Origin of the sequence: Klebsiella sp. PL-2018 (assembly GCF_019048985.1) — a bacterium.
In the GTDB taxonomy this organism is placed as follows: domain Bacteria; phylum Pseudomonadota; class Gammaproteobacteria; order Enterobacterales; family Enterobacteriaceae; genus Klebsiella; species Klebsiella michiganensis.
Map to the genome: position 1 here is coordinate 49,897 of NZ_CP077675.1, position 19,949 is coordinate 69,845.

The 19,949-nt window shown below is 45.2% G+C and carries 14 protein-coding genes and 5 pseudogenes; 12 read left to right on the plus strand and 7 right to left on the minus strand.

Going from position 1 to position 19,949, the window contains the following annotated elements; genetic code table 11:
- Nucleotides 1-315 precede the first annotated feature (315 nt).
- From MKleb_RS28595 to MKleb_RS28615, 5 genes and pseudogenes are all read left to right on the plus strand, one after another.
- On the plus strand, nt 316-1,182 hold the full coding sequence (locus MKleb_RS28595) for a ParA family protein (protein WP_217077061.1): 867 nt from the start codon (nt 316-318) through the stop codon (nt 1,180-1,182).
- Nucleotides 1,182-2,213, plus strand: coding sequence for a ParB/RepB/Spo0J family partition protein (locus MKleb_RS28600; protein ID WP_217077062.1), 1,032 nt, complete (start codon nt 1,182-1,184; stop codon nt 2,211-2,213). Before MKleb_RS28595 ends, MKleb_RS28600 begins: the two co-directional genes overlap by 1 nt.
- Nucleotides 2,213-2,650 (plus strand): hypothetical protein, encoded by a 438-nt coding sequence (locus MKleb_RS28605; RefSeq protein ID WP_217077076.1) that lies wholly within the window; start codon nt 2,213-2,215, stop codon nt 2,648-2,650. The genes MKleb_RS28600 and MKleb_RS28605 overlap by 1 nt, the downstream gene beginning before the upstream one ends.
- Nucleotides 2,647-2,970, plus strand: coding sequence for a hypothetical protein (locus MKleb_RS28610; protein ID WP_217077063.1), 324 nt, complete (start codon nt 2,647-2,649; stop codon nt 2,968-2,970). The genes MKleb_RS28605 and MKleb_RS28610 overlap by 4 nt, the downstream gene beginning before the upstream one ends.
- A 183-nt stretch (nt 2,971-3,153) precedes the next feature.
- Nucleotides 3,154-3,297: pseudogene (locus MKleb_RS28615) on the plus strand (hypothetical protein); the annotation flags it as partial.
- On the opposite strand, the pseudogene MKleb_RS30255 reads toward MKleb_RS28615, so the two are convergent.
- A pseudogene (locus MKleb_RS30255) lies at nt 3,288-3,350 on the minus strand (PTS fructose transporter subunit IIB); the annotation flags it as partial. The pseudogenes MKleb_RS28615 and MKleb_RS30255 sit on opposite strands and share 10 nt — an antisense overlap.
- Here MKleb_RS30255 and MKleb_RS28620 point away from each other — a divergent pair.
- The 3 genes from MKleb_RS28620 (at nt 3,330) to MKleb_RS28630 (ending at nt 7,303) form a co-directional block, all read left to right on the plus strand.
- Nucleotides 3,330-4,298: an IS5 family transposase gene (locus MKleb_RS28620; protein WP_217077064.1), complete on the plus strand. Its 969-nt coding sequence runs from the start codon at nt 3,330-3,332 to the stop codon at nt 4,296-4,298. The pseudogene MKleb_RS30255 and the gene MKleb_RS28620 sit on opposite strands and share 21 nt — an antisense overlap.
- Before the next feature lie 209 nt (nt 4,299-4,507).
- On the plus strand, nt 4,508-5,926 hold the full coding sequence (locus MKleb_RS28625; RefSeq protein ID WP_217077065.1) for a glycosyl hydrolase family 18 protein: 1,419 nt from the start codon (nt 4,508-4,510) through the stop codon (nt 5,924-5,926).
- A gap of 354 nt (nt 5,927-6,280) precedes the next feature.
- A complete protein-coding gene (locus MKleb_RS28630) occupies nt 6,281-7,303 on the plus strand; it encodes a helix-turn-helix domain-containing protein (protein ID WP_217077066.1) in 1,023 nt (340 codons plus the stop codon).
- On the opposite strand, the gene MKleb_RS28635 is transcribed toward MKleb_RS28630, so the two are convergent.
- The 4 genes and pseudogenes from MKleb_RS28635 to MKleb_RS28650 form a co-directional block, all read right to left on the minus strand.
- On the minus strand, nt 7,242-8,300 hold the full coding sequence (locus tag MKleb_RS28635; protein ID WP_217077067.1) for an alpha/beta hydrolase family protein: 1,059 nt from the start codon (nt 8,298-8,300) through the stop codon (nt 7,242-7,244). The two genes, MKleb_RS28630 and MKleb_RS28635, sit on opposite strands and share 62 nt — an antisense overlap.
- 372 nt (nt 8,301-8,672) lie before the next feature.
- Nucleotides 8,673-9,636, minus strand: a pseudogene (gene tnpC, locus MKleb_RS28640) (IS66 family transposase); the annotation flags it as partial.
- A 210-nt stretch (nt 9,637-9,846) separates the two neighbouring features.
- Nucleotides 9,847-10,653, minus strand: coding sequence for a glycosyl hydrolase family 18 protein (locus tag MKleb_RS28645; protein WP_217077070.1), 807 nt, complete (start codon nt 10,651-10,653; stop codon nt 9,847-9,849).
- Nucleotides 10,654-10,861: 208 nt separating this feature from the next.
- A complete protein-coding gene (locus MKleb_RS28650; RefSeq protein ID WP_217077064.1) occupies nt 10,862-11,830 on the minus strand; it encodes an IS5 family transposase in 969 nt (322 codons plus the stop codon).
- A gap of 231 nt (nt 11,831-12,061) precedes the next feature.
- On the opposite strand from MKleb_RS28650, the gene MKleb_RS28655 reads away from it, so the two are divergent.
- Together MKleb_RS28655 and MKleb_RS28660 are read left to right on the plus strand one after the other, a co-directional pair.
- Nucleotides 12,062-12,757, plus strand: coding sequence for an IS6 family transposase (locus MKleb_RS28655; protein ID WP_217076969.1), 696 nt, complete (start codon nt 12,062-12,064; stop codon nt 12,755-12,757).
- Nucleotides 12,758-12,870: 113 nt separating this feature from the next.
- Nucleotides 12,871-17,763, plus strand: coding sequence for an RHS repeat-associated core domain-containing protein (locus MKleb_RS28660; protein ID WP_217076971.1), 4,893 nt, complete (start codon nt 12,871-12,873; stop codon nt 17,761-17,763).
- A 122-nt stretch (nt 17,764-17,885) separates the two neighbouring features.
- Here MKleb_RS28660 and MKleb_RS28665 read toward each other — a convergent pair.
- Nucleotides 17,886-18,157: pseudogene (locus MKleb_RS28665) on the minus strand (DDE-type integrase/transposase/recombinase); the annotation flags it as partial.
- Between the two features lie 80 nt (nt 18,158-18,237).
- Nucleotides 18,238-18,534 (minus strand): annotated as a pseudogene (locus MKleb_RS28670) (transposase); the annotation flags it as partial.
- 24 nt (nt 18,535-18,558) lie between these two features.
- Here MKleb_RS28670 and MKleb_RS28675 point away from each other — a divergent pair.
- Both MKleb_RS28675 and MKleb_RS28680 read left to right on the plus strand, forming a co-directional pair.
- Entirely contained in the window at nt 18,559-19,671 is a 1,113-nt protein-coding gene (locus tag MKleb_RS28675; RefSeq protein ID WP_217076972.1) for a hypothetical protein, read from the plus strand.
- A complete protein-coding gene (locus tag MKleb_RS28680) occupies nt 19,638-19,919 on the plus strand; it encodes a hypothetical protein (RefSeq protein ID WP_217076973.1) in 282 nt (93 codons plus the stop codon). Before MKleb_RS28675 ends, MKleb_RS28680 begins: the two co-directional genes overlap by 34 nt.
- Nucleotides 19,920-19,949 lie beyond the last annotated feature (30 nt).

A 19,949-nucleotide genomic window follows, 5' to 3' on the forward strand; every position in this document is an offset into this window, starting at 1 on the left:
ACCTGCCCGGAATCCACTTCCGGGCAGACTCACGGTTTGATCTTTGGGTCAACAAAATTAAATACGATCATTAGAAATAATCACATTGCATATCATTATTGATACCCTAATGTTTCTCTGTATACTGTTTATGTCGTCATGAAAGTACGACAATAAACGCAGTGGCAGATAGCTGCTTCTGCACTTGGCGAAACGCCTGACTCACAGGAGTGTGTATGAAATCCCGCAATGAATTCATTTCATTATTGAAATACTCTTTCAAGCCGTGCTGCCCCTTCTCAAACATTTCGCATGCGAAATCTTAAGGACTGATACATGACACTGAAAATTGGAACTATCGGAAACCTGATCGTTGTATGTAGTCAGAAGGGCGGAATCGTTAAATCGCAGTCATCCAGTGAAATAGCACATGATCTCCGTAAAGCTGGTTTCCGCGTGCTTGAAATTGATATGGACTGGACTACTGGTCTGACGGAAAGAGCTTTCCCCGATGACTTACCTTATGAGATAGAACGCGAACCTTTAAGTAACAGTTTTACACCCGGCGAGGCGAATACATATCAGCTTTTCTTTCCGGAAACAGAGGTTCGACCGATTGAACTTCCTGGCGGGCGTTTCTTTATCGGTGCAACCAGTGAACTTAATGAAATTAACTACCGCAATAGCGACTGCATGTTCGACTTCAGGGACCGTATTGAAGAACTGAAGAAACAGTTTGATTTTATTATTGCTGATTCAGCGCCATCATATTCAAATGTTATGATCGCAGCGCATATGTCAGCTGATTACCTTCTTATCCCTACCTTGCTGGAGAAGCAGGCCCGTAATGCAGTTGGTAAACAGCTCACTTATATGCAGAAAATTAAGCGGAACTATAATCCTTCGCTGCAATTCATGGGGGCTTATGTGACTCAGACCCAGGTAAAGAATTATAAAAAACCGCTTAAAGAAGGATATCTGGGGCCTATAGATACACTGAATCTAAATCTCCTCATCGAGATTCTTCAAGGAAAAGGCTATTCCGAAGAATACATTCTCGCCTATATATCATTTGTACCTGCGGCTGCAAAAGAGGCGATCGAACTTGGGCTCTCCTTTGATGAATATGACCCTAAGTGTCTTCCTGCAATTCAGTATAAAGAACTTACCCAGAAAATTATTATGATCGCAGGAGGTAAGTAATGGCCAGGAAACCTTTTATGAAGCGACTCCAGGCACAGCAGGAAATGAAAAAAAATGCTGCTGTTGTTTCTAATATTGAACAGGTCATTGCAAATAAACAGCCAGATGAGCAGAGCCATGATATAGCTGCGCACCAGATTATGGCAGATATTGCCCGCCCGGATATGGAACCTGATGGACAGATAATTCGCGTAGATATAAATCTGGTTTATGCTGAAGAACAAGTGCGACCTGAAGAAGACTTCGAGGAAGATATCATCGATGGTATGTCTGATACCTTCGAAACTATAGGGATGCTTACCCCGCCTCGTTGTTATCCTCGCGACAGACGTGGCTACCAGATATGGTTAGGCGAAACGCGTGTTCGCACTGCCCGCAAACGGGGTGATACCCATATTGATATTTATGTTGGTAAACCACCACGGGAGAGAAAAGAACGCATCATCGGTCAGCTTATTGAAAACCTGCAGCAGTCTGGTTTGAAACCATTAGCGACCGCAAAATCGTTCTATGAGCTCAAGCATCAGTTCAATATGACGGGTGAGCAGATCGCAAAAACAATGGGTAAGCCTACCTCATTTGTCAGTAAACACCTTCGTCTCATTGATGCACCGGAAAATGTTACCGCACTTCTCCGGGATAAAGTTACATCCGATGTCGATCTGGCATATACACTGATACAGATATATGAAAAGTCTCCCGAAGAGGCCGAGAAGCTTGTCGCAGCTGCGCGGGTATCTGGTATTTCACGCGCTCAGGCTAAAGCGGTTCTTGATGAAGTGAAGAACAAAAACAAAGGTGAGATTTCGCATGCGAAATCTAAGGCTCAAAACAAAAAGCCTACCAAGTCTTTGGACAGCAATTCAGATGTGAAAACCTGGCAGGTTGTTGTCGAGATAGACGGTCAGCAAGGGATAATAATGACTGACCGCGCGCCAGACCAAGTGGGGTATGTGTGGGTGAAACTGGAAATTGGTGAGATTTCAGTTGAGGCTACTGAACTACGCGTCAAAGGGATGCGCTCTCTGTGATGAAAACAACCCCGTTCACCGAAATGGCCACGGCATTCCGTGGCCAAATTGTCCGCCTCTGGGCGCTTCGATATCACGGAACCCAGTCCGAAGCTGCAGCCGCATTAACAGAAGCGGCTATCAATCTAGGATACGTTACAAGAAGCAGACCCGTACCCGGCGCGGCGCTACTTTCATGGGCCTCCAACCCGGCTGAAACTCCGTTGTGGGCAGCTCAGACGGCGTTAACATTGATGCTCAGCATCGGCTGGAAGCCAGAAAGTAACCAGGACTGGTGTGGTATGTCGGCGCTGATATTCAGATCCAATCGTACACTTCCGCTTGAGCAGTTAGTCGCTTCCTTACCTGATAGCATAGACAGGCAAACTGCTACCGGATGGTTCGTGGCTGCGATTGAAGAGGATTCCAGCTACCGTTACAACAGGAAATCCAGATGACCTTTCAAGAGCTCGATGCTTGTATCGCAGTCTCTGGCAGACGTTCTATCGCGTCAGCATTAATCGCTTTTATTCATGATGCGCTTGATGACGGACAGGATGGAGTTGATCTTGATACCTTCCAGAGCCATACGCGCTTCGTTCGTAATAATGTAACTACGGTAGCCAGTTATCTGCAGCTACATGGAATTATCCATATACTGTATTACCGTGATGGTGCTGCAGAACGTCAGTATGAGTCCGTTAATAATTACGGGCGGTGGGCAAAGCAGTACTATCGTCCTTCTGAGACACTTATACAACTTCATCGACGTGATTAAACTAAAATATTTCGCATGCGAAATCTTCTTAAAAGGATTTAATACATGGCTGAGCCTAAAAGAGTATGTATTGCGTGTTTACGAGAAGAACCATTTCTTAGTCATCTGACAGAGAATGAACCCGATGCATCTGAGCGTTTTGACATCCTCCCCGCCCTTTAGGGCGGGGAGGATGTCAAAACATCCGCAGAGGCTGTAAAGCCCCGCAGTCATACCCGCATCAATCGCGCTGATATTCCCGCGCAGGAGATTGACCCCACGTTAAAGGCTTTCGGGCGGCATATCGCCAGAAGCATTCGTAAGGGGCGCGGTGTTCATATTCCCGCGGGCTTTGTTGAATAAATCGAACTTTTGCTGAGTTGAAGGATCAGATCACGCATCCCCCATGCAACGCTGGCAGTCCCGTGGCAAAGCAGAAGTTCCGGATCACTAACTGGCACGCTTACAACAAAGCCCTTATCAACCGTGGCTCAATGACTTTCTGGCTGGATTATGAGGCCATTCAGTCCTGGTATGAGTCAGCAACACCTTCTTCACGAGGCAGACCTCAGCGCTATTCTGACCTTGCCATCACGACTGTACTGGTCATTAAACGCGTATTCAGGCTGACCCTGCGCGCTGCGCAGGGCTTTATTGATTCCATTTTTTCTCTGATGAACGTTCCGCTACGCTGCCCGGATTACAGCTGTGTCAGCAGGCGGGCAAAGTCCGTTAATGTCAGTTTCAAAACGCCCACCCGGGGTGAAATCGCACACCTGGTGATTGATTCCACCGGGCTGAAGGTCTTCGGTGAAGGCGAGTGGAAAGTCAAAAAACATGGCCAGGAACGCCGCCGTATCTGGCGGAAGCTGCATCTCGCCGTTGACAGCAAAACACATGAAATCATCTGCGCTGACCTGTCGCTGAACAACGTTACGGACTCAGCGGCTTTCCCTGGGTTAATCCGGCAAACCCACCGGAAAATCAGGTCAGCCGCCGCCGATGGCGCTTACGATACCCGACTGTGTCACGATGAACTGCGGCGTAAAAAAATCAGCGCCCTCATTCCTCCGCGAAAGGAAGCGGGCTACTGGCCGGGTGAGTATGCGGACCGCAACCGTGCGGTGGCTAATCAGCGGTTGAGCGGGAGTAATGCACGGTGGAAATGGACAACGGAATATAACCGCCGGTCGATAGCGGAAACGGCGATGTACAGGGTAAAACAGTTGTTGGGAGGTTCACTGACGCTGCGTGACTACGATGGTCAGGTTGCAGAGGCTTTTGCCATGGTACGTGCGCTGAACAAAATGACGAAGGCCGGTATGCCTGAGAGCGTGCGTATTGCCTGAAAATCCGACCCTCTACAGGGACGCTCGCCCGGAGTCTGATTTATTCAACAAAGCCCGTTTTTATATGAAATCACTTGCATTTTTAATGCGGGGGAATTCAATATCGGTTATTGTAGCACTAATGAAATTAAAATGGTTACTTCTAGGTATCAACATCTTAATTTAAGATAATCAAATATAGATATATAAAATAACAGAAGGAATAGTGTATGACGATAATAAAAACCCCATTAACAACTGTATATATTGAAGTGAATAGTGCATTGCTATCAAATGCAGGTTGCTACTACCTCGATGATGGTAACAATCTATTTGATATAGTAATAGTATTTGCCGCAAATATCAACGGCTCTGCTGAAAAGCCAGAGCTATATCTTAACGAAAATGTCATGGAAACACTTAATAACGCGGAGAATCAAATTCGTCCTCTACAAGAAAAAGGTATCAAAGTACTATTATCTATAGTTGGAAACCATCAGACGGCTGGTATTTCAAACTTTCAATCGAAAGAGAAAGCTATGAACTTTGCCAACCAGGTTAAAAATATCGTTGAAAAATATGGGCTTGATGGAGTGGATCTTGACGATGAATATACCGATTACAGGGGGGCACCAGCTCGGGATGATTCAGTTCGCTGGCTGATATCTTGTTTACGAAACATAATGCCGAATAAGATTATTTCGCTTTATGATATAGGGCCCGCGGGATACTCAATGCGCACAGCTCCTCCAGATATTGCCGCTAAATTAAACTATGCATGGAACCATGATTACGGTTCTTTTAATCCCCCCGAAATACAGGTAAATGGCGGCAAAACACATTTAGCAGCCGCTGCAATCGAACTGGGAAAAACACCAAGTTATAAGGTTGAAGAATTAGCAGAAAAAACCAAAGATGAAGGCTATGGCGTTTTCTTAACCTATAATCTGAAAGGAGGAGATCAAAGTAAAGACATTTCCTTATTCGCAAACATACTTTACCAACAGAACATACATTATATAGATGAAAAGTATACTTCGGGGATAGATGCAATTTCGCCAACTGGAACGAAGCGTGAATACTGGATGTTCAAAGGCGATCGCTATATCCGATATTCAACTGATTACGAAAAAATTAAAATCGATAATACAATTTCTGATGGCTGGCCAGGACTGAAAGGAACTCCATATGCATATGGAATCGATGCAATTACACCAACTGGAACGAAGAATGAATACTGGATATTCAAAGGCGATTTCTATATCCGATATTCAACTAAATACGAAAAAATTCAATTCTACAATGCAATTTCTGATGGCTGGCCAGGTCTGAGAGGAACTCCATATGCAGATGGAATCGACGCAATTTCGCCAACTGGAACGAAGGGTGAATACTGGATGTTCAAAGGCGAACGCTATATCCGATATTCAACTGATTACGAAAAAATTAAAATCGATAATACAATTTCTGATGGCTGGCCAGGGCTGAGAGGAACTCCATATGCAGATGGAATCGACGAAATTTCGCCAACTGGAACGAAGGGTGAATACTGGATGTTCAAAGGCGATCGCTATATCCGATATTCAACTGATTACGAAAAAATTAAAATTGATAATACCATTTATGATGGTTGGCCAGGACTGCGGTAGTCATCCTCAGTAAATTTCTGACTGTTAAAGCTATTCCGGGGGGGGGGCAGCCGGAATAGCCGTCCCCCGTACCACAGGGGATAGCGGAATGTGTTTTTTCTTTGCGGATTCGACGCCCGAAAAGAAAAACCGGAGCGATTAAGCCCCGGAGTGATGATTATTAATTTCTTTTTCTAATGCTTTACTGACAAAAGCGTTAAGCGTGATTCAAAATGACGAATTCATAAGCCAGGAAGGCTTAGAGCGAGGGGGGCATCTTGAATTGTTGACGATTTATGTGCCTGGTAGTGTTTTTTGTGCCTGTTTATGGCACAACATATCCATTGATATAAATGCTTTGCGTACAGGTATCACATGCTGGCCATTCCCTTTCCCTGGTTCACCCTGTCTATTTTGCTTATTTTACTGTTGAAGGTTTGCCGGCAACGCCCCACAGGCTATCGCAACAGCGCTACCTTTATTGCGGGCTGTTCGCTGCTGGTTCTGATGTCAGCCCTGCGCTGGCAGTTCGATCTTATTCTGCTGCGCCAGTTGCAGTCTGTCATCGCGATCACTCTACCCCCACTGGCCTGGCACTGTTTTGCCTGCTTTACAGGACAGCGCTTACAGCAAAAAGTCGCCACTTTTGTGGGACCGCCGACACTCGCTCTGGTGCTGAACCTTACTGCTCCGGCAACCACGGATGCAGTACTGATGCTGCTCTATATCGGCTACGGTTGTGCCCTGATTCGAACGGCCCAACTGGGGAGCGATACGTTCATTTTTAGACGACTTAGCGACAGCGCTTCAACCTCATCACTTGCTTTTATCGCAGGGTGCTTTCTTTGTTTTTCCGGACTGACCGATTTGACTATCGCAATCAACTTCCAATTTTTTCAGGGCCAGCAGGCACCGCAGTTGGTCGTAATCTCGCAGGCTGTTCTGCTGCCATTTGTCTGTTTTGCTATTGTCGGTAGTGGCCGTTCGTCACTTCCGGCTGAGGAAACGGCATTCCCACCCGAAGAGTGTAAAGAGAACAATAGTGAAGCATTTCTCCCGACTTATCAGCGGGTCAACACGCTGATAAGTGAGCAGAATCTGTATCTGAATCCCGACCTGACACTGAATACGCTGGCAAGAAAAACCGGGGTCCCCGCACGCCAGATTTCAAAAGCGGTGAACCTGACGCGCGGCTGTAATGTCTCACAGTGGATCAACAGCTTACGCATCGACTATGCACAGCAGCTTCTACAGAATACAGACCTGCCGGTAACGGAAGTGATGCTGGAGGCAGGTTTTGCAACCAAATCAAACTTTCATCGCGAGTTTCTTCGTATCAGCGGTGTGACTCCGACGGATTACCGCCGGGCAGCGGCTGAAAGTCGAGAGCCTGATTGAGGAAGGCGCTGATATCCAGGGCGAGCTGACGGTGAATCGCAGCGCGACTCCGGGGGCCGCCATCCTGGCAGACAATCTCATCGCCCGGTTCTTTTTCTGCGATTAATGCCATCGCACCCGGTTTACACTGCTGCATAAAACTAAAGTGCGTGGCCCCTTCGACATTTACTATCCGCCTTACTGCGGCAGGGAGATATTCCGCCAGGTAGCCCGACTCCAGCCTGGCGGGTATCTCATCACTGTCCGCCTGAGCAGCCATAATCAACACCGGTACTGCAATCTGAGAAAGTGATTCTGGCGTGAACCCTCGGGCCAGTCCCAGATCGAGTGAGACAACGGCTTTGATTGCCGGCTCACTTTCGTCTGCGTCCAACCGCCCGTCAGCTTCATCGATACCCAGAGTCTGTATTAACTTGCAGGCATTCAGCCTGGCATGTGCCCGGCAATCATTCTGAAAGCGTGCGGCGTCAAAGCGTCCACCTGCCAGTTCAAGCACCGTCCAGCCGCCGAGAGAGTGTCCGGCTGCAGCGATTCTCTGCGTATTAACTTTTCCGGCAAGAGAGGGGGTAGCCATAATTTTCACCATCGTCCGTCGGAGATCCTGCGGCCGGAGCCAGAGTTCCTTCGCATCCTGCGGCCGTTTGTTAAGTGTTGTCGTGCCGGGATGGTCGACCGCCGCCACAATATACCCCTGAGCCGCCATTTCCGTTGCCAGCCAGTTCAGATTCCGCCAGTTGCCACCATAGCCGTGAGAAAGCAGAAGCAACGGATGCTCGCCAGCTTCCGGTGCCGCGTCGCGCAACACAGACGTGCCGTAAAAGGCTATATTGTCACCTATTTTTTCCGGCGAGCCGGTTGCCACTGTGGGGTACCAGATAGCGATATCGAGAGGACGGGAATTATCCTCGTGGATATTTAGCTGCCGAAAAGCCGTGTTGGCATACGATGTGATGCTAAAGATAAGAGAAAATAGAAAGCAAAAAAGGGGCCGTAACATAACGATCTCCGGTAAGTAAACAGAGACGCATTGTGGTCACGAACGCCCGTTTAATGCGTCCTGAAACGCGATCGAGGACGTTAATAGCTGAGTTTCCGGAAGGTTGCTACCGGGAATTCTTTGCAAAAAAATTGCGTGTGGCACGGCATTGTCTCTCCGGACCATTGTCTTAAACCACCAATCGTATCAGCGGCAAAGCTCCGGTACGATAAGATCAGTTTGGATATCGACAGATAAGGCAACCGCAGGTGTTTGAGCCGCCCCGGTGATGTTAATGCACACACCACTTTCTGTCATGTTGATGACCATCCAGCCCGGGTGGCCTGGGACCATTGATGAACTCTACTCGAAGCATGCTATAGAGTTTTAAGGTCAACTCTGAGCTAATACAGCAGATGCGAGATCAACTTTCCACGGCAGCAAATCACGCAGCCGGTTTACCGGCCAGTCCTGGATATGTCCCAGGACATATCGCAGCCACGTCTCCGGCTCCACACAGTTCAGTCGGCAGGTGCCGAGCAGTGAGTACAGTACTGCTGCACGCTCTCCCCCCGCATCCGAACCAGCGAACAGCCAGTTCTTACGGCCAAGAGCAATGCCACGCAGCGCGTTCTCCGCGATGTTATTGTCTATCTCTGCCCACCCGTTGCTGCAGTACAGGTTCAGCGCATCCCACTGCTTCAGCAGGTAGGCGAGCGCCTTCGCCGTATCCGAGTGGCGCGACAGTACCTTCATCTGCCCCTGTATCCAGTCATACAGCGACTGCATCAGCGGAACGGTCTGCTCTTTTCGGACCGCCAGCCGCTCGTCTGCCGGACTGCCGCGTATCTCCGCCTCTATGGCATACAGTTTCCCGATGCGCTTCAGCGCTTCGGTTGTGATGTCGGTCGGTGTGCGGGCGTGCACGTCGTGGATTTTTCTCCGCGCATGGGCCATGCAGGCCGCTTCCGTGATGCGCCCGTCTTCGTACAGCGCGTTGTAGCCTCCGTACGCGTCCGCACCCCGCAAGGTGTTGCTGTGGGTGTACACCTTTCCGGTCCGGCGAGTACGCGAACCACACCGCCGGGGGAAGTTGCGACCCCGCATTACGGTCATCCCGGACGTAGACCCACAGCCGGGCCGTGCGGGTTTTGCCGCTGCCCGGCTCCTGCACCGGTACCGGGATATCATCAGTATGCACCTTGCCTGGCATCAGCACGTACTGGCGCAGCAGGTCGTACAGCGGCTCCAGCAGCTCACTGACCGCACCGGACCAGCGCCCCAGCGTGGCACGACTCAGCTCAACTCCCTGGCGACGGTATATTTCCGACTGGCGCACGGGCATATCAATATGCTCGGCCATTATTCCTTCACACTGGCAATACTGGTGACCAAAGGGCATCGGCGACCATTAAAAGAGGCGTCAGAGGAAGAAAACGTTGCTTAACGTGAGTTTTCGTTCCACTGAGCGTCAGACCCCTATTACAGGTTAATCACCGGATTGAATACATGACCTGCGGAGTTGTGGGTGAGTAGAGCTGTCCAGTCACCCATATACTTTTCATTTTTATAATGCTTTATAATATATTTCCCGTTCGTAAAGTATATTTGCGAATAAGGAAAGTTCTTTACTTCGATCTCCTCCTTTCAGATTATAGGTTAAGAAAATGCCATAGCCTTCATCTTTGGTTTTTTCTGCTAATTCTTCAACCTTATAACTTGGTGTTTTTCCCAGTTCGATTGCAGCGGCTGCTAAATGTGTTTTGCCGCCATTTACCTGTATTTCGGGGGGATTAAAAGAACCGTAATCATGGTTCCATGCATAGTTTAATTTAGCGGCAATATCTGGAGGGGCTGTGCGCATTGAGTATCCCGCGGGCCCTATGTCATAAAGCGAAATAATCTTATTCGGCATTATGTTTCGTAAACAAGATATCAGCCAGCGAACTGAATCATCCCGAGCTGGTGCCCCCCTGTAATCGGTATATTCATCGTCAAGATCCACTCCATTAAGCCCATATTTTTCAACGATATTTTTAACCTGGTTGGCAAAGTTCATAGCTTTCTCTTCCGATTGAAAATTTGAAATCCCAGCCGTCTGATGGTTTCCAACTATAGATAATAGTACTTTGATACCTCTTCCTTGCAGGGGCCGAATTTGATTCTCCGCGTCATTAAGTATTTTCATAACATTTTCGTTAAGATATAGCTCTGGCTTTTCAGGAGAACCGTTAATATTTGCTGCAAATATTATTGCAATATCAAATAGAGTATTAATACAATCTTCCTCGAGGTAGTAGCAAGCTGCATTTGATAGTAACTCACTATTCACTTCAATATATACGGTTGTTAATGGGGTTTTTATTATCGTCATACACTATTCCTTCTGTTATTTTATATATCTATATTTGATTATCTTAAATTAAGATGTTGATACCTAGAAGTAACCATTTTAATTTCATTAGTGCTACAATAACCGATATTGAATTCCCCGCATTAAAAATGCAAGTGATTTCATATAAAAACGGGCTTTGTTGAATAAATCAGACTCCGGGCGAGCGTCCCTGTAGAGGGTCGGATTTTCAGGCAATACGCACGCTCTCAGGCATACCGGCCTTCGTCATTTTGTTCAGCGCACGTACCATGGCAAAAGCCTCTGCAACCTGACCATCGTAGTCACGCAGCGTCAGTGAACCTCCCAACAACTGTTTTACCCTGTACATCGCCGTTTCCGCTATCGACCGGCGGTTATATTCCGTTGTCCATTTCCACCGTGCATTACTCCCGCTCAACCGCTGATTAGCCACCGCACGGTTGCGGTCCGCATACTCACCCGGCCAGTAGCCCGCTTCCTTTCGCGGAGGAATGAGGGCGCTGATTTTTTTACGCCGCAGTTCATCGTGACACAGTCGGGTATCGTAAGCGCCATCGGCGGCGGCTGACCTGATTTTCCGGTGGGTTTGCCGGATTAACCCAGGGAAAGCCGCTGAGTCCGTAACGTTGTTCAGCGACAGGTCAGCGCAGATGATTTCATGTGTTTTGCTGTCAACGGCGAGATGCAGCTTCCGCCAGATACGGCGGCGTTCCTGGCCATGTTTTTTGACTTTCCACTCGCCTTCACCGAAGACCTTCAGCCCGGTGGAATCAATCACCAGGTGTGCGATTTCACCCCGGGTGGGCGTTTTGAAACTGACATTAACGGACTTTGCCCGCCTGCTGACACAGCTGTAATCCGGGCAGCGTAGCGGAACGTTCATCAGAGAAAAAATGGAATCAATAAAGCCCTGCGCAGCGCGCAGGGTCAGCCTGAATACGCGTTTAATGACCAGTACAGTCGTGATGGCAAGGTCAGAATAGCGCTGAGGTCTGCCTCGTGAAGAAGGTGTTGCTGACTCATACCAGGACTGAATGGCCTCATAATCCAGCCAGAAAGTCATTGAGCCACGGTTGATAAGGGCTTTGTTGTAAGCGTGCCAGTTAGTGATCCGGAACTTCTGCTTTGCCACGGGACTGCCAGCGTTGCATGGGGGATGCGTGATCTGATCCTTCAACTCAGCAAAAGTTCGATTTATTCAACAAAGTCATAAAAACGGTTCATGGTTAGGAATTTCAATCGCCTGTTGATAGCTTCCTGACCATGACCATAGCGCCCGGGTGAGCACCATTATGCCATCCGCTCTGACCGGTTGGGCTGCTTTCATTCGTTTTGCTTCTTTTTTATGGCTCTGTCGCATTAAGAAGTTGTCAGATAACATATTGTTTTTTTGAGATGTTACCTGACTATGCCGCTGATCCGACAAGCCTTCAAACGCCTGCACTATCCTGTTGATATTTTTGCTCAGTGTGTTCGCTGGTATCTGGCATACTTACTCAGCCTGCGAAATCTGGAGGAGATAATGGCAGAGCGTGGGATTATCGTTGATCATTCCACACTTCACCGTTGGGTCATTCGCCTGGTACCGCTTCTGGATAAGGCCTTTCGTCGGCATAAACGTACCGTAGGACGGCGCTGGCGAATGGACGAAACCTACATCAAAATCAAAGGCCAGTGGAAATATCTGTACCGGGCAGTCGATACGGCAGGCCAGACTATCGACTTCCTGCTGACAGCGAAACGGGACGCCGCTGCCGCCTTACGCTTCTTTCGCAAGGCAATTCGCCATCACGGCGAACCGGAAGTCGTCACTGTCGATAAAAGTGGCGCTAACACCGCAGCGCTGATCACGCTCAACGCCGACAAACCGGATGAGGAAACGATTAGCATCAGGCAAAGCAAGTATCTGAACAACCTGGTCGAGCAGGATCACCGAAATATCAAACGTCCAATACGTCTGATGCTGGGATTCAAATCGTTTCGGCGGGCACAGACGATTCTGGCCGGCATTGAGTTAATTCATATGATACGAAAAGGGCAATATCAACATCCGGCAGGTGACGTGATCTCACCTGCGGAACAGTTCTATTTGCTGGCAGCCTAAACAACCGACAGCGCAACTTTTGCTGGCTTCACATCACTAATGCGATAGAGCCTCACAATGTGCTAGTATTTCTACAGCTATCCCCTCCCGAAAAGTCCATATAAGGAAGTAATATGTCAGACATAACAAGTAATGCTTATAATTTTCCAGAATATATATCTTCAGGAGTCGATCCTCGCACAGGAGGATACAACCTTTCATTTCATGTAGCTAGGCTATTATCTCATAAAACGACCGGTGCCTGCATTCCAATCACACTGAATTATAATATGTTCGATAATACTAATTATGGATTAGGTTGTGGATGGAGATTGAATTTATCATCTTATGATCATCAAACTAAAACACTTTCCCTATCAACAGGGCAAAATTTCAAAATTGTTCCAGATGAAAATAGTTATGAATATGAAATGCCTTATCGAAAACTCAAGGATTTCAAAGTGGTTTTAGATTTGGACACTAATCAATTGATTGTGACTCACAAAACAGGTCTTAAGGAATACATTGATTATCAATATGGTCACATTAATAAAATGGTTACAAATACAGGACTTACTACTTATTTTGTTTACACTAAATTTGATAAAAACTGCTTTCCAACAAAAATCTATGATGATGAAGGTCAGGTAATATACTTTACAGAAAGTTTACTAAGTGTAACGACAACACACAAATTAAACGATGAGGTTTTATTTTTAACAGAATTAAAACTCTCCGCTGTTGATAGAACATTATTTTCTATATATTATCATGATTATGTTCGGAACGATAGATATTCAATCAATATTCAATATCAAAAACATAAAGAAATAAGATCTGGGTATGAGTTTTACCTTATTACAACAGTCAGGCATGCAACTGGTTTAGTTGAAGTTATAGAATATAATAAAGATGGTCATCTAACACCAACTAAATCGCCAATGAAATTTGTGCCTTATGCTTCAAAACACAGATTACAACCTTGTAAAAATCAACCTGAAACAATAAAAGAGTATAGTTTTGAATATACGTCACACAATTATCTTGGCTATGATAGTGGTTTGGAATGGAAAGAAGGAGAGGATATACTACTTAACCTTAAAGATAACTATCAATATTTTAGCTCTGAAAAAGTAAACGATACTATAACAATTAAAAGAACATACAACAGATTTCATTTATTATCTGTTGCTGAATATTTAAATAATGATGATGTATTCAAGGTGGTTAATTATATTTATTATGCTAATATGAATAACACATCTGATATTACAGAACAGCCTCCGCAATACTCACTTGTTAAGCAACAAAACGTTACTGTGTTGCATAACCATAAAGCGAGATTATTTGTAAGCAAATTTGAGTATGATGAATTCGGGAATCAAACCTATGTTAGATTTCCTAATAACTCAATAATAAAGCGTGAGTTTTATCCTTCTCAAGGAGAAAAAAATAATTGCCCTGCTGACCCCAATGGATTTGTTGCATTTTTAAAGTCTGAAGAGTACTCCCCAGGTGATAATTCTCCAGATCGACATATTTATATGTATTATAAGGAAATTAGCGAGATCAATGATAATAAATCATATTGCATTGTTCTAAGTCAACGAATTTATAATGATAAAAAATCATCATTTTCGTATTACGAAGAAAAAAACAAACCACTACTTTATGGACGCTTAAAAGAGGAAGTAGTTGTATTTGATGATTTTAAAAAAAGTACGCAATTTGAATATAACTTTAGCGCTGAACACTATAACATAACAAAAAGAATTACAACACATGATAACCTTAAAACAGAATCATCTGAAAGCGTGAGATACTTTGATGGAAAGGTCATTGAGGAAAAAACATCTGAAGGTATATTAAAAATTTTTGAGTATGATACATTCGGACGTATAATTTCCGAAAAATTTGCTCCCAATACTAAATATGAAAATATTAGAGAATATACATATGAAGTATACAACAACCACAACAATATAAAAATCATCAATAATGGTGGCAATGAAGTCAGATTAGAGTTCAATAATGCTGGAAATCTAATTTCTATTTTTAAGAAATCACTTACTGGTAAAGAGTTAGAAATAAATAAGTTTCATTACAACAAATTTGGTTTAAAAATAAAAGAAACAGAAATTGACTACAATTTATCAAATGAAAAATTATTAGAAGTTAATAATGAATATGAATACAATCACTTAGGTACACTAAGCAAAATAAAACATCCAGATGGCAAAATAGAAAAATATGATTATGATCCTGTAACATTACAAGCCACTTGCCTTGTAGGTGACGATGTAAAAGTGACAACTGAATATAACCTGGCAAGCCAGGTCACACAGAAGGTAATAACGTATATACCAGAAAATATTTCTTTAGAAACCAAATATCGCTACGATGGATATGGAAATTTATCGGAGCATATTGATAATAAAAATATACATACTAGTTTGTTTTATGATATTTACGATCGTCTTATAAGCTTAAAAAAAACCACTAAACAAGGTTTATTGCAACAAAACATTAAGTATGCAGATTTCACTGATGCTGGATTAATTACTGAAATTACAGTTAATGATATTTCTTTAGGCAGTCGACGTTATGATGGTCTTTTTCGCTTAATTGGTGAAAAGTCTTCATCTGGTGAATTTAATTATTTTTACAAAAATAGCTACGTTTATCCTGAGGCTCAAGTAACTCCTGCAGGAGAGATTATTAGATTTGAGAATGATATTTATTTAAATGTACCTTTGAGTATTGAGAATACTAAACATAATATATTGAAGACATTTGATTATGACTACTCAAATGGACTCCTTATAGGAGATGAAATTCAAATGTCTAATGATGTATCAATTCGACAGAATCGTGATTTTAATATGCTAGGCCAATTAACAAGTGAGACAGAAAAATATGGCGATGAGATGAATTTTACATCAACTTATAATCATTCGTTTTTAGGAAGACTACTCAAAAAAAGAGATTATTTTAACAACGAAACCACCTTCACATACGATTCTCATGGACGTATTAATAAGCTTCAATCTCCCAATGCTATAATTGAATTATCCTATGATTCTTCTAGTCGCATAAATGTTATTACTTCTGCTGAAAATGATAATAACACAAAAATTTTAATATCATACTATTCATCAGGACTTGAAAAAACACGCAGTATTAAAAATAATGACGCTCAGTTAATTATAGAACAGTCATATGACTCATCATCTTTATTAGTTTATAGGAAAACTAATATTCTATATCTTACAACTAAACATATGGTTGAACTCATGGCTTACGACGACTTGAATCGTTTGATTGATTATCAAATTCAAGGTGAAGGTATAAGAGACGAGTATGGTAATATTATTTTAGGCCAATCATTCAACTATGATATTTATAGTAATATTACACAGGTAAAAACGTTTTTTTCTGGTGGGGGTTTTAATCTTTCTTTATTTTATTATTCCAAAGCTAACCCAATGCAACTCGAACGGATAACTAACACTCATCCTCAATATGAAGCTGAGATAAAGTTATATTATGATGATGCTGGACGACTATTGGAAGAGGGCTTAAAGCGAAAATATTCATATAACGTCTTTGGCCAGATGACAGATATAATAAATGAAAATCAAGGAAAAATATCGTATATTTATAATGCTTTGGGTGATTTGGTTTTACAAAAAGCACAAGATAAAAAAATTTATTTTTTTTATCAAAATGGACAATTAACTAATGAACTATTCCAGAAAACAAATAGCAAAGATATGGATAGTAGTTATCAAGGCGTGTCTGATATAATCTCAAATCGCATTGTTAGAACAGATGGAAAAAATACAATAAACCAACAACTATTGTCGAATCAACAAGGAAGCATTGTATACTCGATAGATAAATCTGACAATAAATGGTCTCAATCTAGTCACAAATATCTTCCATATGGTCAAGATGAAAGTAGAAATAAAAATAATGATTTTTTAGAAATCCCTCTTGGTTTTAATGGTGAGAGAAAAGATGAATTTTTTGATTTATATCATCTATCACATGGTTATCGTACTTATAATCCTTCATTAATGCGCTACAACTCTCCAGATGATATGAGCCCATTTTCATTGGGCGGTATAAACCCGTATGCTTATAACTTAGGCGATCCTATTAACTTGCGAGATCCAAGCGGCCATTTCGCAGTTTTACCTTTTTTAGCTGGCATAATAGTAGGTGCTATTATAGGATTCTCAGTTTCAGTAGCTTCAGAAAGTGTCCGAATCTCAATCACTGGAGATGACTTCGATTTGAAGCATGTGGCTATAGGAACTATTTTAGGAGGTATCTCAGGGGGAATTGGAGGGATATATTCAGGTGCTACTTCTAAAGTTCAAATGGGCCTTGTTGCTGCTGATAAAATTATTAGTGGGATTGTCGATTTCAGTTGGAACCTTGCAGAGGGTGCTACATTAAATGAAGCAGGCATAGGTGCTATAACGGATGCAGCTTTTGGGGTGCTAAGTGGATATGGATTAAAATTTGGTTTTACAGTGAATAAACTTAGAGGGCCTAAAAAAATCGTTAGCTATTCTTCCATGGGAAGAAGCATCGATGATTACAGATTTCATGCTAAAAACTCTGGCTTTCGAAAAATTGTACATCCTGCTAGCAATAAAAATGTTTGGACAACGAATCATACAACAAGGGGGAGCTATATTGATGGTATTGTCAAAAGTGAAATTGAGGCTGGTAATGGCGTAACCATTTTATCAGGGACACATGGTTCTAGAAGTGGACATCGCTCTGCAAGATATAAAGATGTCTCATTTTATAAAGAAGATGTTTCCAGATTTATTAACCTTATTAGAAAAGGTGATGTTGAAGTCATTGATATATCACGAATCGATGACGATACTCTTCGACAATATCTTCTAACTAATACTAATTCTATCATTGCTAACTTCTGTTACAGTCGTAACGATAATCTATTGCAAGATATATTTTTGTTAAATGAAGGTATTAATTGGGTGAAATAGGATATATTATTTTTACTATGATTGACCTCGGACATGTATAATATGTGCGGGGTTTGAGGGCGCTATGGAAGGCTCTGTCGCATTAGTGATGTGGAGCCAGCAAAAGTTGCGCTGTCGGTTGTTTAGGCTGCCAGCAAATAGAACTGTTCGGCAGGTGAGATCACGTCACCTGCCGGATGTTGATATCGCCCTTTCGTATCATATGAATTAACTCAATGCCGGCCAGAATCGTCTGTGCCCGCCGAAACGATTTGAATCCCAGCATCAGACGTATTGGACGTTTGATATTTCGGTGATCCTGCTCGACCAGGTTGTTCAGATACTTGCTTTGCCTGATGCTAATCGTTTCCTCATCCGGTTTGTCGGCGTTGAGCGTGACCAGCGCTGCGGTGTTAGGAGATCATGAAAAACCGGGTCGAGTCCGTCAAGGTGGTGTAAATTCAGAGCCGGCCTTCCGGTCCGGTAATATGTCTGTTAAGCGCTGAGTGGCAGCGCCTCGATTACTTCAGTTTCAGCGGCCTGGTCTATCTCCGTCATAGTATGTTGTGGCAGATAACGGTTCTGCAGCAGCCATTCCTCGTTCTGTTCCGTCAGCACGGCCCCCAGAAGTCGAGTTATGCTCTCCTCATTGGGGAAGATGCCCACTACGTCAGCACGCCGCTTCACCTCTTTGTTCAGGCGTTCCAGTGTGTTGGTGGAGTGGATCTTCACCCGATGCGCTTTAGGGAAGCTGAAGTATGCCAGCACATCTGCTTCGGCCTCGTCCATCATCTCCTTGAAAATTTCGGCTCCGGCGTGAGTGCGGAGAAGCTGCGCCGCCTGATCACCGAAAGCGAAGTGTCCACGTCCGACAACCGTATGTGGGATGTTGTCGGGGAAGCGGATTATGTTGCTGCCGGAGGGGAAGTGCGCCGTGACTTGTTCAGCCTGGACGAGGGCGGCTTTGTCGATAAACGCCTGCTGGAACAGGTGCTGGTGCAGAAGCTGGACGCTCTCGCCACGCAGGTGGCGCAGGACGAGGGCTGGCGCTGGAGTGCAGGGCGACTGACCGCCGTCAGCCGCTATGACGATGCCGATGAATATGCCCTGCTGGATGTGCCGGAAGAAGACTACACCGACGAGGAAAGCGCCCGACTGGACGTACTGGTTGACGCACTGGATGCGCTCTCCGTTGATGATGGCGGGGAAGCGGCGACAATCAGTGACGAAATCGCGCAGATTCAGGCCATTGCCACCGCGCGGGGCTGGTCAGCAGAATCGCGGGAACTGGCTGGCGTGGTGGTGTCTTTCGGGCGCGGCAGCGTGAATATCCGGCGCGGCGTGGTACGCAAAAGCGATCTGCCGGAGAGCGTGGCGGATGCAGAAGACAGCGACGATGCGCCGGAAACGGGCGGAGAAAACACTGGCAGCGCGGAAAGCGTCAGCCTGAACGACACCCTTCCGGCCTCGCTCATTCGCAGCATGACCAGCGAACGTACCTTTGCCACACAGGCGGCACTGGCACAGCAGCCACGGGTGGCGCTGGCGCTGATGACATGGACGCTCTGCCTCGGGGTGTTCTCCTGCTATGGCAGCAACAGTCCGGTTCGGGTGCACACCGATGCCCGACATTATCTGCTGACCGACCACGCACTCAGTGGTCAGGACGGGAAAGCGTATCAGGCACTGATGGCGCAACGGGATGTACTGGCGGCAACGTTACCCCGGGACTGGAAAACGGACTTCATCTGGCTGCTGGCGCGAAGCGATGCCGATATCCACGCCCTGCTGGCGTACTGCTCCGCACATGCCCTTGACGGGCTGCGCGATAAGATTGATGCCAGAGGGCATATCCTCGACCGCGTGGAAGCCGCGATGGACTTTGACCTGCGCGAATGGTGGACGCCGACAGCTATTTCCGCAAGCTGAATAAAAAACAGCTTTCTGCGACACTGGCAGAGATGGGGAATGACGCAGCGGCGCGGGAGGTGCCGGATATGAAGAAAGACACCGCCGCCGCCCGTACCGAACGGGAAGCCGCCGCCCTGAACTGGCTGCCGGACTGGATGGTGCGCCGCGAAGTGGTCACGGCGACTGCGGAAAACACCGCAAATGCAGCCGAAGCCGCAAATGACGCAGCAAATGATGCCGCCCCGAATGCTGAACAGGCCGCCTGACGGCGAATAATAATGAACCCACACGCCAGC